13 protein-coding genes are annotated in these 15,902 nt (G+C 37.3%); 9 read left to right on the top strand and 4 right to left on the bottom strand.

The window, feature by feature from the left end; all coding sequences use genetic code 11:
• The 5 genes from nusA to ABX784_RS10385 all read left to right on the top strand — a co-directional run.
• A partial coding sequence (nusA, locus tag ABX784_RS10405) for a transcription termination factor NusA (RefSeq protein ID WP_372654971.1) occupies nt 1-1,116 on the top strand: 1,116 nt, incomplete at its 5' end.
• Between the two features lie 27 nt (nt 1,117-1,143).
• Nucleotides 1,144-3,966: a translation initiation factor IF-2 gene (gene infB, locus ABX784_RS10400; RefSeq protein ID WP_372654969.1), complete on the top strand. Its 2,823-nt coding sequence runs from the start codon at nt 1,144-1,146 to the stop codon at nt 3,964-3,966.
• Nucleotides 3,967-3,968: 2 nt separating this feature from the next.
• Complete coding sequence (gene rbfA, locus ABX784_RS10395) at nt 3,969-4,331, top strand: 30S ribosome-binding factor RbfA (protein WP_372654968.1); 363 nt, start codon at nt 3,969-3,971, stop codon at nt 4,329-4,331.
• A complete protein-coding gene (locus tag ABX784_RS10390; RefSeq protein WP_372654967.1) occupies nt 4,328-5,272 on the top strand; it encodes a hypothetical protein in 945 nt (314 codons plus the stop codon). The genes rbfA and ABX784_RS10390 overlap by 4 nt, the downstream gene beginning before the upstream one ends.
• Before the next feature lie 126 nt (nt 5,273-5,398).
• Nucleotides 5,399-6,232 (top strand): ferredoxin, encoded by an 834-nt coding sequence (locus ABX784_RS10385; protein ID WP_372654966.1) that lies wholly within the window; start codon nt 5,399-5,401, stop codon nt 6,230-6,232.
• An 82-nt stretch (nt 6,233-6,314) separates the two neighbouring features.
• On the opposite strand, the gene ABX784_RS10380 is transcribed toward ABX784_RS10385, so the two are convergent.
• The 4 genes from ABX784_RS10380 to ABX784_RS10365 form a co-directional block, all read right to left on the bottom strand.
• Nucleotides 6,315-6,689, bottom strand: a complete 375-nt coding sequence (locus tag ABX784_RS10380) for a TraR/DksA family transcriptional regulator (protein ID WP_372654965.1) — start codon at nt 6,687-6,689, stop codon at nt 6,315-6,317.
• A 239-nt stretch (nt 6,690-6,928) separates the two neighbouring features.
• The gene (locus tag ABX784_RS10375; protein WP_372654964.1) at nt 6,929-10,879 is read right to left on the bottom strand and encodes a zinc-dependent metalloprotease; all 3,951 of its coding nucleotides are present in this window, start codon (nt 10,877-10,879) and stop codon (nt 6,929-6,931) included.
• A 17-nt stretch (nt 10,880-10,896) separates the two neighbouring features.
• A complete protein-coding gene (locus tag ABX784_RS10370; protein ID WP_372654963.1) occupies nt 10,897-11,748 on the bottom strand; it encodes a hypothetical protein in 852 nt (283 codons plus the stop codon).
• A gap of 105 nt (nt 11,749-11,853) precedes the next feature.
• Nucleotides 11,854-12,525: a DUF2817 domain-containing protein gene (locus tag ABX784_RS10365; protein ID WP_372654962.1), complete on the bottom strand. Its 672-nt coding sequence runs from the start codon at nt 12,523-12,525 to the stop codon at nt 11,854-11,856.
• Nucleotides 12,526-12,713: 188 nt separating this feature from the next.
• Between ABX784_RS10365 and rnhA the strand changes: the two genes are divergently transcribed.
• From rnhA to ABX784_RS10345, 4 genes are all read left to right on the top strand, one after another.
• The gene (gene rnhA / locus ABX784_RS10360) at nt 12,714-13,352 is read left to right on the top strand and encodes a ribonuclease HI (protein WP_372654961.1); all 639 of its coding nucleotides are present in this window, start codon (nt 12,714-12,716) and stop codon (nt 13,350-13,352) included.
• 9 nt (nt 13,353-13,361) lie between these two features.
• A complete protein-coding gene (locus ABX784_RS10355) occupies nt 13,362-14,141 on the top strand; it encodes a 5'-nucleotidase, lipoprotein e(P4) family (protein ID WP_372654960.1) in 780 nt (259 codons plus the stop codon).
• Nucleotides 14,142-14,226: 85 nt separating this feature from the next.
• Nucleotides 14,227-14,958, top strand: a complete 732-nt coding sequence (locus ABX784_RS10350; protein ID WP_372654959.1) for an FKBP-type peptidyl-prolyl cis-trans isomerase — start codon at nt 14,227-14,229, stop codon at nt 14,956-14,958.
• A gap of 159 nt (nt 14,959-15,117) precedes the next feature.
• Nucleotides 15,118-15,902 (top strand): hypothetical protein (locus tag ABX784_RS10345; protein ID WP_372654958.1); only part of this gene is annotated, 785 nt, incomplete at its 3' end.

Genomic DNA, 15,902 nt, shown 5'->3' with positions numbered 1-15,902 from the left:
ATTGAAAATCCAAACTTTTCTAGAGTTGATGTACAAACTGCACGTCAAATTATCTTTCAAAAAGTTAGAGATGCTGAAAGAGAGATTCTTTTTGCTGAATTCAAGCACAAAGAAAATGAGCTTGTTACTGGTATCGCTAGAAGATATGAAAGAGGAAATATTGTTGTTGACCTTGGTAAAGCGGATGCTGTTCTTTCTAGAAGAGAAGTTATCCCAGGTGAGAACTTTAAGCCAGGTGATAGAATTCAAGCTTTCTTAACAGAAGTTGTAATGACAAATAGAGGACCAGAGATTCGTTTATCAAGAACGTCTCCATTATTCCTAGTTAAGTTATTTGAACTTGAAGTTCCTGAAATTCAAGATGGAACAATTGAAATCAAGTCTGCAGCTAGAGAGCCAGGACAAAGAGCAAAGATTGCTGTTATCTCTGTAGATAAAGACATTGATCCAGTTGGTGCTTGTGTTGGTATGAAAGGTTCAAGAGTTCAAAATGTTGTAAATGAACTTCAGGGTGAGAAGATTGATATTGTAAAATGGTCTGACGATGTTGAGACATTTGCAAGAGCAGCACTTGCTCCATCTGAAATAACAAATATTCAAATTGATCACTCTGACCACACTATGGATGTAGTTGTTGAAGAAGATCAATTATCACTTGCAATTGGTAGAAGAGGACAAAACGTTCGTCTTGCTGCAATGTTAAGTGGATATAAGATAAATATCATTTCTAAGACTAAGCTTCAGGAAAGAATTCAAAAGTCTGTTGCTAACCTTATTCAAATTGCATCAATTACTGATACACTTGCACAGGTTATGGTTCAAAATGGTATTCAAGCAATTGGTGATATTGCTGCAGCAGAGGCAAGTGAGCTTGCTGAGCTTCTAGAAGTTGATGAGGCACAGGCTTCAACAATTATAGCTGATACAATTGCTGCGATTGACGCTGGTGAAATCCAATTCCAAGCTGATGAAGAAGAGGAGCTTGTTTCTGCTTCTGCTGTTCCGGCTTACCATGGAATTATTAATAAAGAACAATCTGATGATGAATCACAAGATAAGTTCTCTGATGCTGAAAGAAGACTCCGTGAAGAGTTAGCAGCATTTAAACTGAAGTAAGAAGAAACTGGATAGGGAGTCCACATAATGCCTATGAAAATATTTGAGTTGGCTAAAGAATTGAATAAAGGTCCTTTAGATTTAGTTGAAGAACTAAAAAACAAAGGCTTTTCTGTTCGTAACCATATGACAGCACTTTCAGATGATGAAGTTAAGCAGATTATGGCCGATTATGATTCTGCTAAAGATGAAAAGAAAGCCTCTGGCTCTAAGACTAAGAAGAAAGTTGTTAAGAAGAAGGCCGCTAAGAAAGCAGTTACTAAGAAGACAGTAACAGCTAAAGCGGCAGATGCTTCTGAAGACGCTTCTGCGGATGAGAGTGAGACTAAGAAAAAGACTGTTGTTCGAAAGAAGAGCGTTATTCGAAAAAAGAGTGGTGGTGAAGTTGTAGAACCTGAGCCTACTCCAGTTGTTGTTGCTCCAGTTGAACCTGTTGAAGAAGCACCTGTTGAAGCCGTTGAAGAGAAAAAGGTTGAGGCTCCTGTTGAGGAAGTTGTTGCTGCTGCTGAAACTACTGAGAAAGTAGAAGAAGAAGTAAAAGCTGCTCCTAAGAAGTCAGAATCATCTTTTGGTTTAAGAGTTGTTTCAACTGAGCATGTTAAGTCAAAAGAAGAGATTGCTAAAGAAGAAGCTGCTAAGAAGGCTAAGGCCCAAGCAGAAGCTGATGCTAAGGCTAAGGCTAAGAAAGAAGCTGGCGATGCTCCTCATAGATTTACTCCTGTTTATATCCCACCTGAGAAGAAAGCTGATGAAGCTGCTTCTGAAGATGAGAAGAAAGTTTCTAAAGGACGAATGGGGGCGCTTGCTTCACTAATGTCTGGTAAGAAAGTTGTTAATAAGGCACAGACTTTAACTCAAGAAAGAGCCGATACTGAACTTAAGAGTTACGCAGCTCTTGGTGGTGGAATTGGACGTCCTGTATACTCTACAGTGAAGAGAAAGAGAACATACTCTGGGCCAACTAAGGATACAGAAATTACAGAAGTAAAAGAATCAAAGAGAGTTGTTAAGTTGCATGACGGAGCTACTTCGGATCAACTTGCAAGAAAGCTTAAGGTAAAACTTAAGGATATGATTGATGCATGTCTAGAAATTAACTTACTAGTTAAGACTGGTGATTTTATCGGAATGCATTTAGCTCAAGAAATAGCGAATCTATATGACTATAGAGTGGAGAATGTTGCCTTTGACGAAGATAAAGTTATGGGTAAAGAAGAAGTCTCTGAAGAAGTTAGATCTAAGTTGCCACTACGTAACCCGATTATTGCAATCATGGGTCACGTTGATCATGGTAAGACGACACTTCTAGATCACATCCGTAAAGCTAAAGTTGTAAATGACGAAGCTGGTGGGATCACTCAACATATTGGTGCTTACTCTGTTAAGGCCGGAAAAAGTACTCTAACTTTCTTAGATACTCCTGGTCACGCGGCTTTCGCTTCAATGAGACAACGTGGTGCTGACGTAACTGACTTAGTTGTACTTGTAGTTGCAGCTGATGATGGTGTTATGCCACAAACTAGAGAATCAGTTAAATACTGTAAGAATGCTGGAGTACCAGTAATTGTTGCAGTTAATAAGATGGATAAAGAGGGAATTAATACTGACAGAATCAAGTCTGAACTTGCTGACGTTGGAATTACTCCTGAGGAATGGGGTGGAGACACTCAATTTGTTCCAATATCTGCATTAAAAGGTGATGGAGTAGATGACTTACTAGAGTCAATCGCACTTCAGACTGAAATGCTTGATTTAAGAGCAAGTGCAGAAGGTAATGTAGAAGGTGTTGTTATTGAATCTAAGATTGAGCATGGACGTGGTCCAGTTGCTACAATCCTTATTCAATCGGGAACTCTTAAGAAAGGTGACTCACTAGTTGTTGGGGAAACTTTTGGTAGAGCTAGAAGCCTAACAGATCACCTTGGTAAACAATTAACTAAAGCAGGTCCATCAACACCAGTTCAAATTCTTGGTCTTGATGAAGCTCCTTCTCCAGGTGCATCTGTTGATATTGTTAAGAATGAAAGAGAAGCTAAGAAGATTGTTGCTAATAGAGTTGCTGAAAGAAAGAAACTTGAAGAAGCTCCAAAAGCGAAAGTTTCACTTGAGGATTTCTTTGCAATGGCCGCTGATGATGGAAAAGAGACTAAAGCACTTAATTTAATTATTAGGTCTGATGTTCAAGGTTCATTTGAAGCAATTAAGCAAGCAGTACTAGCACTTTCTAATACAGAAGTTGAAGTGAAGGTAATTGCTGGTGGAGTTGGTGCAATTAACGATAGTGATGTTAATCTTGCAGACTCTTCTGGAGCGTTTATCTTAGGTTTCAACATGAGACCAAATACGACAGCAAGAAGACTAGCTGAAGAGAAAGCAATTGATATTAAAACATATTCAATTATATATGAGCTAATCAATGACGTTACTCTTGCAATTGAAGGGATGCTTGACCCAGATACTATCGAAGAATTTATCGGTAGAGCTGAAGTTAAAGATACTTTCGTTGTTCCAAAAATTGGTACAATTGCTGGTTCATCTGTTATTGACGGTAAGATCAAAGATGGTTGTAATATTCGTCTTCTTAGAAATGGGAAGATCATGTTTGACGGAAAAATGTCATCACTTAAGAGATTTAAGGACGATGTTAAAGAAGTTAAAAATGGTTTCGAATGTGGTATCGGACTCGATGGATATACTGATATTAAAGTTAACGATCAGTTTGAAGCATATATGTTAGTAGAAAAGAAGAGAACTCTAGATGACGTGGCTAAAGAAGAAAAGTTAGCTGCGGAAGCTGCTGAGCTTGCTGCTCTTGAAGCAGAGTCTGAGTCTGCGGAAGCAAGGGATTAGTCTTGGGCGCAAGTTCTGGAAAGAAAAATATTCTCTCTGAAAAAATATTAAATGCTTCAAATGCATTTATTAGAACATCAGTATCAGACTCTAGTTTAACTTTTGTAAGTATAACTAGAGTCGAGCTCTCTGATGATCTTTCGAATTCAAAGCTTTACTGGGATACTTTTGATGCAGCTAAAAGAGGCGACTCTAAAAAGGCCATCGAATCTATAACGGGAAAGCTTAGAACTCACCTCTCAAAACTTTTAAAGATGAGACATGTTCCTACTATTACATTTGTCTATGATTCTCAATTTGATGCAGAAAAGAAAATTGATGATCTCTTAGATGAAGAGGCGAAGAAGGGCAAAGGCATCTCATGAGTTCACGCTCAAATAGAAAGTCGAAGAAAGCGGGGCCAGGATTTGGCCCTTTTGTTTTTAACGTCTATAAGCCTGAGGGGATGACGTCGTCTGATGCCTTAAGGCACTTCAAGTATCACTTACCCAAAGGTTTTGGTAAGATAGGTCACTTTGGAACTTTAGATCCCTTTGCTGAAGGTGTTCTATTAGTTGCTATTGGACAAGCTCCAAGATTTAATAACTATATTCATGATCAATTTCCAAAAACTTACTTAGCAACAGGTGTTCTTGGGCTTGAGAGTCCAACTGGTGATCTGACTGCTAATGAAGAAGAAATTAAAGAAGTTGATTGCCCAGAGTTTACTGAAGAACAACTTGTTAAGATAATGAATGAGTTTCTTGGTGAGTACGATCAGTGCCCACCTGCTTTTTCGGCAACAAAGCACGAGGGAAGGCCCTTATACGAATGGGCGAGAGAGGGCGTAATAATAGAGAAGCCTCCTGTTCGTCGTTTTATTTCGGCCATTGAGTTAGTTAAGTTAGAGGGGAGAGTTGTTACCTTTCGTGTGACATCTAGTTCTGGGACCTATATTCGCGTTCTCTTTGAAGATATTGCTAAAAAGCTTGGTACGCATGGTGCTCTAAGAAACCTCGTGAGAGAGTCAATTGGGCCTGCGCATATTAGCTCCGCTATAACTAAAGAGAATTGGCCTATTAGGGATGCAGATTACTCGGTTACTGATAATGCAACGAGAATAGATAATTTTTTAAATTTCCCAAAGATCGATTTAGAAGAGTTTGAGGCGGTAAAGTTCTTTAATGGACTACCGATGCTCAAAGAGGGCGAATCAGGTTATTGCTGGGGTCTTTTTGAAGGTCAATTATTGGGTTTAGCAGAGATTGAAGACAATTTATTGAGGGTTAGAGTAGGCTTTGGTGTCGATCCTCGTGAAAAAAACTAATATAAGCGTCCTAAAACAGGTTGGCTAAAGCCTTCAAAATGTTTATATTAGAGATATAATAATTTAATTTAAAATAAAACTTTGGAATCTATATATATTCCAAATTCTTAATACAGGGAGTGTTAAGTGAATACAACCTTCATTGCAATGGGAGTTGCTCTTTTAGCGGGTATTGGTCTAGTAGTTACAGTTGGAGTTTTCAGTTTATTATCTGGAGCATTCCACTTCTTATTTGCAAGACCTAAGTTTACAATTTTAAAGTCTAAGCTTGAATCTAATGGATTTGCATTTTCGCTTAAGTGGAATAGTTCACGTGAGCCTGCGAAGTTTGATTCAATTAGATTGAGACTCTTCAATCCTTTTAGTACTCCAACTCAAGTTGATGTTACTAGAACTTTTGATGCTGCAAGTTCTACTTTTGCAAGAGACCTTGATTTTGGTAAGAACTTAGAAGATTTACTAGCGGCATGTAATCATGAGAGCGCTACTGTTGAAGTTGAAATGTCAGCGAGTAAAGATGCTCTAGTTCAGCACTTTTCTTTTAAAGCACAGGCCTTCAAAGCAATGATTGATTCTGCTACAGGTGATGCTGAAAAATTTAATGAAGAGCATAGCTTAAATTATGCAAAGCCATTATATCACTTACCAAAGAGAAGCTTTGTTGCTGAGCCTTTACCGGCATCAAATAAAGCATTAAAAATAGCTTCTAATCCTGAGTTTGCAGGCGCTTTTGCTGGAGCTGCAGGTGATGCACCAGCGGCCGAGAACTTTTCAATCTCTAAGGTTTGGATTGAGCCAGGTTGTATTGTTTGTGATGCTTGTGAAGCGATTTACCCTGAGGTATTTGAAGTAACTGATGATACTTGTTTAATTCGTCCAGGAGCACCACTTGATAATGGTCTTCTAGTTGAAGAAGCTGCAGAAGCTTGTCCGGTTGAAGTTATTAAGTTTACTAAGTAATTAAAGACAAAATTCAAATAAAGAAAAAGGCCCCAATAAATGGGGCCTTTTTTTATGCTTATTTATAAGTGTTAAAAAGCAGCTAGGCTGCCCTAAGTGATCTTTCTATTTCTTCTTGAGCGTCAATAGATAATTTAACCCAAGGAATCTTCTCGAGTCTCTTTTTACCAATGGGCTCACCAGTTTCCTCGCAGAGGCCGTAGCTTCCATCCTCAAACTTTGCAAGAGCATCTTCTATCATGTGTAGCCTTGCCAACTCACGGTCTCTTAGACCCATGCTGAGAGTCTGTGCCATCAGTACTTGACTTTGGTCTACATCCTCAACAATTTGATCCTTAGAAGGTGCCAATTCATCAATAGTGTGAGTTTTCATATGGTTCAGAATTCCGCTCTTCATTTGCAGGAGAGTCGTTTTCTGCTTACTTAAAAATTGCTCATCATAGTATTCTTTACTCATGTCTAACTCCAGACAATTTGTGGGTAACAAAGACCTCTACGGTCAAAGATGAGACATATTAACACTAGATGTTATATGAAATAACAATAAATCAACTAAGTTATAAATTACAGATAGTTAGAGGTGTATCTTGTTCTTATTTAGGAAAGTTTTGCTGAGGGATTTTTGCAAGATATTTATGGCATGAATCTAAAATTAGGCCCTTAGCAATTGATTACTAAGGGCCCTATTTATTTAACTTATTCTGCTATTGGTAACGTCCAGATTGCATCAACTTCTTTAGAGAGAATTTCTTTTCTCACTGCTTCAGGAGAAGCTACAAATTCAAGATCGTATAGATCCACTGTTGCAAGCATTGCAAAACCTTCACCTTGAGAAGTGAATCTTGCGTATGATCCTGCTGCTCTCATTGCGGCCTCAAAGTTTACTGCTCCAACTTCTGATCTAAGCTTTGTAATTTCAGCTTCGATTCTCGCTCTAGTTTCTTGAGTGTTATCAGTCATTGTAGAGTAAATCGCGTTGATTGAATCTACAGTCGTCTTGTTTAGAGCAATTTGAGTCTTTATAGAAATTAATTCATAAAGCTTCATCATTACTTCGTTTGATATCTCAATAATCTCTTCTTGAGCTTCTGCTACAGTTTCTTCAGCTTCAACTACTGCTTCTTCAACCTGTGCTTCACCTTCTACTACTTCAACTTCTTCTTCAACTTCTGTTTGTACAGGAGCATCTACTTTTGAAAGATCAGATAGAAGCTTTTCAATCTGTGCTGCTCTAGAGTTTGTTAGACCTTGTAGTCTTGCAATACTCTCTAGTGCAAGTGTATTTCTTGGAGTTGCTCCGTATAGGTAGTTGTGAACATTTACGCTCGCCACTACTGAAGAACCAAATTCAAGATTGTTAACTGCACTATTTCTTCTTCTTACTACTAGTGTGTCGTAGAAAGCAGATCTTTCAACATACTGGCTTAAGCTTTCTGAGTCTTCTTCATTTTCGTAAGCATTGATTGCAGCTGTCTTTAAAAGTACAGGAGCAATATCAAAGTCCTTAGAGTCAGAGAATGGAATAAATTGCTTTAAAAATCTCTTAATCGTTGGAACCTTAGTCTTAGCATGAAGGTCTGTCTTAAATGGCATTTGGTACTTCACTCCATTCTCAGTTTCAGCTGGAAGTGGAGAACTTAAAGTCTTGTTTAGTGCTAAATGCTCAAAGATATTCTTAATCTCATCTTTGTACTTCGGCATATCTGTAAAAGATGTGTGAATATTTTCACCAGCTGAAGTTAGTCTGTCTCTATTCGTAAGGATTTCCATTGCTAGTACTTTGTCTAACCAGTTTCCTCTTACTTCAATATCGTCAGTCTCTAGTCTTTCATCATCTCTTTCTGCTGCATCAATATCGTTGTGTGGTTTACCAACTTGACCTACAACCATTGCTCTAAGTCCTACACCTTCTGAACAAGCTTGTTCTGAAAGAGTAACGCTACAAGTTTCTCTTACTTCTACAATTGACTCTTGGTTGTTTACGATATCTTGCCATGCATTTTTATCAAAACAACTTGTTGCTCTATATTCACCTTTCCCAGACTCTAGTGGGTAAGACTTGTACTCTGTTGCTTCTGCAAAGTTTCTAGCAATTCTATGTCTAAATACAACTTCGTTAGAAGTATTATTCACAACTGTATACTCTACATCACAAGTAAGATCTGGTGTTTTAATGATCTCTAAAAGTGCTGTTGTCGCTACATCATTTGCTTCAACTACTTGGTCTAATGTCTTACAAAAGTCTGGCATATTAGTGTGATCTTCAGCAGTACACTTTGTAGTCATAATTCTATCAAGGTCATACTCTGCAAGGTAGTCCTTGTAGAATGACCAAGTTTCAAATGCTTGTCTTAGGTCAAGTAGAGTATAGTATGTACCTAGGTAGTATCTCCACATTCCCATTGTATCGTTAAAGTTCTTAGATCTATTTTTCATGTTACGCCACTGGTAGTACTCTTTGTACTTAGCTGCGTAGTGCTTAGTCATTTCTAAATCGTTTGAACCTTCATCAAATCTATTACAGTTTGCGTACATGCTAACGTCTTCATCAGTACAGAACTTGTAATCAACTCTATTTTCAATTTCGTTAACACTCTTTTCAACAATTGAAGTTCCATCAACTGATTTTTGCTCTAAAGATACTAGAGTTACTTCGTTAGACTCAGCACTTTTTACTTCTACTTGTCTGTTGTACCCAAATCTAAGTGCTGCAATATCATACTTACCAAAAGTTGATAGTTCATTTAAGCTTGAGTAAGAGTAATCCATGATTGAAGAGAATGCAGAACCATTCTTAATTCCAAGTTCAGCTCTCTCTTTTTCATTGTAGAAGTTCTCTGCATCAAGTGATCCTCTAAAGTTGTGTCTTAGACCAAGGTTATGTCCAATCTCATGAACAAGAGTTGGAATATAAGCGTGACGTCCAAGAATCTGGATGATCTCTTTTTGTTGGTTTTCATTAAGATTAATCCAATCTTTTAATGCTCCACTTTGATCTCTAATTCCTGCAACTACATTAATGTCATCAACAGAAACCTTACCAAGGGCCTGGAAGTTAAACATGTCAGTTGTGTAAACACTATTCTTATGAAGAAGATCTTTAATCTCTAAGCTATCCTTCATTTCTCTTGTGAACTCATTTAACTGACCATCTACTTTTGCCAGAACTAGTTCTTGGTAACTCTTACTTTGTCTCTTCTCAACTTTCTTTTGAAAGTCTTTAAAGTTTCTTGCTGCTGCTTGAAGGTCTCCAGTTACTCCCTGGATAGCAAGTTCTTTGTGTCCATGATCGTGTCCATGGTCGTGACCTGCTACTTTAGCTGTCTGCTGAGAGTTAAGAATATCTTTAACTGATGCAGTTAGAGCTGCAGTTGTTGCAGAGCTTTTAGTTGAAGCTTGTAGAGATGCTTGAATCGCAGCTGTATTTGTAGCTTCTTTCTTAAGTTGTTTTTCAAGGTATACAATTGAATCGTAAGCACTTGGTGCAATTGACTCAAGAGATCCCTTATACATATTTACGTGACCTTTGATGATCTCACCTGTTCTTGGGTTTGCTACTGTTGGTCCGTATCCTAGTAGTCCAGAAGCAAGATCTTCAATAAGAACAACCATTGTATTTCTTAGGTTACCTGGCTTCTTACCTGAAGGCATGTGAAGCTTAAGTCTAAGGTTTACCTTATTCTTTTCAAGCATCTTATTCATTCTATTGAATGCAAAGATAGTTGCTTCTTTAAGGTAAGCATTTTCTTTTTTATCGAACTCATCACTTAGGTGATAATCAACAACAGATTTCTCTGGGTTCCATCTGTTAAGCTTGTAAGTTCTTTCAGTTTGACCAAAAGCATTCTTAGTTCTCTCTTTAGTCTTAAAGAAACCAAAAGTGCTGTGCTCATTGATTGGGTAAGCAATATCTTTATAGTTGCTTGAAGCAATTGTATCTAGTTTCGCGAAAGAGAAAAATACTCTTGTGTTAAATGCACCATTGTCATCTAACCCTTCAAGAAACTTTTCGTAATCACTTCCTGAGCTGTACCATAGTTGATTTAAACAACTGTCTGAGTTTGAGAACTTATATGTCTTCTCAATCTCAAAGTTCATATCTGTTTTAGAAACAGTATAGTCAACTAGCTTAGTCGCCTGTAGAGAATAACAAGGATCACCATTTTCTGGTAGTCCAAGGCTATCTGCTTCAAGTACTTTTACACTCTCAAAGCTAGGAACAAAGTTATCTTTTTGAAACCATTCTAGCTCATTATTTTCTTCTTCTCTGTTAGTACATTCGTCATCAGCATTTTCAGCACATCTGTATGACTTGTAAGTTACAGGAATAGTAAGAATTGGCTTATTATTTAGTGTGTTGTCTTGGAAAGTTTCATTGTCTTCCATTTCATAAGCAACGATACCTTCTTCTTCAAATTTGAATTTGACGATCTTTTCGTTACCTTGAACAAATGGTGCCATGGCCTTAGTGAATCTAGGCACACCTTGTGACGTAGGAACATAAAGAAACTCGGCTTCAGTATTGATGGCCGATTTACTTTCGAGTTCTGGCGCTTTGTAAACTGTATCAAGTTCTCTTTCTTTTGCACAACTTGCAACAAGTCCTGCGATGATCAGAGAAGTTAATAGATAGTTTTTGTTTTTCATTCTTTCTCCTAGATTGCTTAGTAGCTGAAACTTATATTTAAAAAATATGATGATAAATCTTTGTCAAATAATGAAACGTTTGACTCTCTTCCGTTTACAGCTAATGCTGATCCACCTGTAGAGTGTCCGACTCTTAAACCAAAGTTTTGAGGAAGGGCGAAAGACAAAGTCTCTTCAATTCCAAAGTAATCTTTAGTGTGTCCTGTGTAGTCAAAGTTTCTATAGTAAGATCCACTTACAGATGCACTGATTTTGTCAGTAATGCTATATGCAGCAGATAGTGAGTTCGATAATGTATATTGTGTATTTGAACTTCCACCAGTTGTAACTCTGTACTCATGAAAGTTTGTAATTACTGCAGGAGAGTAAGAAAGAGATAGTCCCTTAGTTACATGCTCTGAAGCATCATATGATATTGAACCTGCTAAACTAATAGCAGTTTGTAAGCTCGTAGTAACTCTTGAGGCCTTACTCAATGGAATTTTTACAGACGTAGAGGCCGCAGCTGAAAAGAATTTATTTAGCTTTCCAAAACTCTTAGAAAGTCCAATCTTTGGATCTCTAATATAGCCTTCACGGTCATTCTTTAAGTCTTTATCAAAAATTGTTGTAAGACTTAATTTCATGTCACGGCTAAGTTTGTAACCTATGACCATGGCCGTAGTATTACTCATATTCTTTTCTGCAGCATCTGGCGCTTTTACGTCAGTTGCAAAAGTATTAGACAGTGAGATTCCCACGTTTTCTAGGGACAAACCGGCACTGTTGTCTAAACTTTGTACAGATGTACCAGTTGCTGACACTGTATTTGCCAATACTGTTGGCGATGTCATTAGTAATATCAATAATGTAGAGGTTGATCTCTTCATTAACACTTCCTTTGCTAAGTAATACTTGAGTATTTAACTGCAATTAAAGTGCCAGAAGTTTTGGAGTCATTATGACCACGCCAGATAGGCGTGGTGAGATTTTATTTAGAGTAAATCACTTTGAAATAGCGCCTTTAGACCTGCTTCATTCTCTTCCCAAATTTGCTTTAGGTTGAGATCGTCACTAAGTACAGGGCACTCAAATGTAAGAACTGGACTCTTGTACACTTTAGGACCTAGGTCTCCAAGTGATCCAGGAGTAGGGTGACCTTCAATATCATCACAAGTTACATAACCATTGTACTGATTAAGGAACTCAGCAATTTCTTTACAGTCACCATTATAATTGATCATCGGCTTCCAAGAGTGAAAGCTCAATATGACTTTTGGTGGAAATTTATCAAATAGATTAATTAAGTATTTATTTTCTGGCTCACTTAAAGGAGCACTACCTGGATAGTACTTCTCTTCTCTAGCTTCACTAGACCAAGTTCCACTGTCATAGTTTCTATTTAAATCAACACCATTGGCGTTAACTCTAGTCGCATTTCTATAACCGTCTGGATTAAGAACTGGAAGAACTACCATTGCGAGATCAATATCCTCTTGAACTTTCAACCATTCAAATAATTGATTAACGACATAAACACCTTCTACTTCATCCCCGTGAGTTCCCGCCATTAAGTAAACATACTTCTTGGCCTTCCCTTCAGTTTTAAAAGCTTTAATAGTTTCGCCTTCTACAGATGTGCCAGGTTTTAAATCGATAAAGTTCATTATAGATATCCTCAAAATTCTCATTTATGTGTAAGGATGTTTTTATCATGTTAGCAAAGGATTTCAAATTAAAGATTGATCTCTTTTGTTGTGTGTCATGAATCTCTCTTTATAAAGATTTCCTAGAGCATGTAAACCATGTAAAATACAATGTTCAAAAGTAATATAATCTATTGATAGGAATAAAATTGAAAAATAAAACGTTATCTTTCTTTGATAAATTGAAAACAAAACTCTCAGACGATGAAAAAGCAATCTCATCTATTGATTACTTAAAGTCTCAAATTGAAAAGTGGGAAGATGAAGATGCCCTCGCGCCACAAGCGGCTGGAGAGTTGCCACTGCCTAAAGAAATTAAGTCTGACAATATGTACGCTCTATTTAGTGATGGGGCCTGCAGAGGTAATCCTGGTCCCGGTTCATGGGGAATGGTTGGGCAAGACCATAAAGGTGAGGTCTTATTTAAAGGCTCTGGAGTAGAGACTAAGACTACTAATAATAGAATGGAAATGACTGGGGCCCTAGAGGCGATGAAATACCTCTTAAATGAAGGCGTAGATCCAGAAGTGGTTGAAGTCTACCTTTATAGTGACTCTAAATATGTCGTAGATGGACTTAAGTCATGGATACATGGATGGAAGAGTAGAGGTTGGAAGAAAGCAGATAAGAAGACACCTGAGAATGTTGATCTTTGGCAAAAGTTAGACGAAGTCTCAAGTTCATTTAAAAATATTAACTATCTATGGGTTAAGGGTCATGCTGGACATCCACAGAATGAATTATGTGATCAGCTAGCTAATGAAGCACTTGATGATAGTGGATTTTAAGGAGTACGTATGAAGTTTATAATATTAGGAATATCTTTATTGGGAATGGTTTCTTGTGGTCACATGGGTGAGCAGAGAAAGGCCGAGTATACTGAAGGGGCGACTCTATGGGTTCAAAATGCGGCAGAATTTAGAGCGCTTAGTTACCAAGCTTTCAATTCTGCGAGATTGTACTTAGATCGTGCTCTTTTAACTAAGAAGACTAGAAAGAAGCCAGCTGTTGTGGTGGATATTGATGAAACTGTCTTAGACAATAGTCCTTATCAGGCCGTGAATATCTTAAAAAATAGAAGCTTTGATAGAAAGTACTGGGATGAGTGGATTAAATTAGCTCAGGCCAAGGCCATCCCTGGCTCAATTGATTTTCTTAACTACGCTCATAAGAGAGGAGTAGAGATTATCTATCTTTCAAATAGAAAGATTAAGGGGCTAGACGCTACTTATAAGAACCTCTTAAACCTAGGTTTTCCAGTAAAGAGACAGAATATCTTCTTAAGAACAACGACTAGTAATAAAGAAGAGCGTAGACAAAATGTTTTAAGAAAATTCGATATAGTTCTCTTAGCTGGAGATACTCTAGCGGACTTCTCAGAAGTCTTTAATGAGAAAGGTACAAATGATCGAAATATTCTAGTGGATAAAATGAGAAATGACTTTGGAAAGAAGTTCATTATTCTCCCAAATCCAATGTATGGAGACTGGGAAGGTGCAATGTACAATTACGAATTCTCTACAGGAACAGACAAAAAGAAAAAATTAAGAAAAGGGCATCTTTACCCACATAACTAGGCTTGATAAATTTAGAACTCGCTAGTAAACTTTATAAAAATAGTAATTTAACGCAATTATATTTAATATTACAAAGGACGTAATTATGAAGAAAAGCCTAATCGTAGGTGTTATTGCAGCAACGGCATTAATGACTAGTTGTAATAAGCAAAAAGAAATCAAGGTAACTTCTGACGAAGACAAAACATTCTACTCTGTAGGATTTATGTTTGGTCAAAGAATGAAAGATCTTAAATTAAACGATGCTGAATTAGCAGCGATGACTCAAGGTCTTAGAGATGCAGCTCATGGTAAAGAATCACAAGCTGATCTTAAAGTATACCAACCAAAGATTCGTGAAGAGTTCCAAAAAAGAATTCAATCTCACTCTCAAGTTGTTAAAGTTGAAGGTGAAAAATTCCTAGAGAACTTCATCAAAGAAGGAGCAACTAAAACAGCTTCAGGTCTTGCATACAAGATCATTAAAGCAGGTGAAGGTGCTAAGCCAGCTGCTACTGATACTGTTAAGGTTCACTACCATGGTACATTAATTGATGGAACAGTTTTTGATTCATCTGTTGATAGAGGAAAAGAAGTAAGCTTTCCATTAAATAGAGTTATTAAAGGATGGACTGAAGGTCTTCAACTGATTGGTAAGGGTGGAAAGATTAAGCTAGTTATTCCTTCTGAACTTGCATACGGTGATCACGGTGCACCTCCAAAGATTCCTGGTGGAGCGACTTTAATTTTTGAAGTAGAGCTTTTTGAAATTCAAAAAGGTTCTGAAGCTGGACATAGTGCTGGCGATGGTCACAACCACGGTAAAGCTAAGAAATAATTAATAAGAAATTATTCTTTATATAAAGGGCCCCTATAAATGGGGCCTTTTTTTGTCTAAATTCTCAATCACATACTTTTTACAATATGCGTCGTACTTGTTGACTGCATGCGTTGCCTGTTGTTTATTCCCTATCATTGAAAATAAATAGGGGGATAAATGAAAATTACTTCAAGAGTTGCTGGTGCAGCATTATTGCTTGCAACAGTGATGGGAACACCACTACAGACACAATTAATTGAAAGTGCGAATGCTTCTTTCTTTGGAAGATCCACTCAATGGAAAAAGATACAATTACCAGAATCGGCAGCAAATAAAGTTGTAGGTGTAAGAGTAGAAGATGTTGTTAAGCACCTTCCTTCTTTTGTTCCTGGGCTAAGTGATGTCAACGAAGTGCTCTTAAAAGCAAAAGATCAGTACTTTGGAGATAAGGGAGAAGTAGAAGATGTACTTAACTTATTTTTCAACGAACTACCTAAGTGGGATGGAAATAAAGTTCTTCTAAATCTTACGGCACTTGTTAAGTACGGAGAGTACTCAATTGCTTTTAAAGAAATTGAAGTTCAGTACAACTCAAGCGATGTTAAAAACTTCGTAGTTACGCCAAAGAGATTTACAGATCTATCTAAGACTAAGTTAGTCTTTGATGTTGGACTTAAGTCTAGAAAGGTTATTGTTAAAGATAAAAATAGCGATATTACAATGGTATTTCCTCTAGGTGTTGGTGCATTTGATGAGGCCGTATTAAATGATGAAATATCTCTTCTTACACCAAGATTTAAAGATGGTTACCTAGATAAGACAAAGGCCATCAGAAATAGAAAAATGCCAAGATATTTTGCAAATCTTCCATTTGTAAGAATATTAAAGGGACAAGACTCAACTGAAGATCATACTGGTATTGGTTTTCACGCTCAACCTTTCCCAGATAAGAATAAGTTTAT

The sequence above is a fragment of the Halobacteriovorax sp. genome (assembly GCF_041587335.1).
GTDB lineage: Bacteria > Bdellovibrionota > Bacteriovoracia > Bacteriovoracales > Bacteriovoracaceae > Halobacteriovorax.
The sequence above is the reverse complement of the archived record's forward strand: the minus strand, read 5'-3'. Positions and strand labels throughout refer to the sequence as shown.

Excerpts from the sequence above, each read along its gene's own strand:
- infB (WP_372654969.1), top strand. The coding sequence starts at position 1,144 with ATGCCTATGAAAATATTTGAGTTGGCTAAAGAATTGAATAAAGGTCCT.
- ABX784_RS10390 (WP_372654967.1), top strand. The coding sequence starts at position 4,328 with ATGAGTTCACGCTCAAATAGAAAGTCGAAGAAAGCGGGGCCAGGATTT.
- ABX784_RS10380 (WP_372654965.1), bottom strand. The coding sequence starts at position 6,689 with ATGAGTAAAGAATACTATGATGAGCAATTTTTAAGTAAGCAGAAAACG.
- ABX784_RS10375 (WP_372654964.1), bottom strand. The coding sequence starts at position 10,879 with ATGAAAAACAAAAACTATCTATTAACTTCTCTGATCATCGCAGGACTT.
- ABX784_RS10370 (WP_372654963.1), bottom strand. The coding sequence starts at position 11,748 with ATGAAGAGATCAACCTCTACATTATTGATATTACTAATGACATCGCCA.
- ABX784_RS10365 (WP_372654962.1), bottom strand. The coding sequence starts at position 12,525 with ATGAACTTTATCGATTTAAAACCTGGCACATCTGTAGAAGGCGAAACT.
- ABX784_RS10355 (WP_372654960.1), top strand. The coding sequence starts at position 13,362 with ATGAAGTTTATAATATTAGGAATATCTTTATTGGGAATGGTTTCTTGT.
- ABX784_RS10350 (WP_372654959.1), top strand. The coding sequence starts at position 14,227 with ATGAAGAAAAGCCTAATCGTAGGTGTTATTGCAGCAACGGCATTAATG.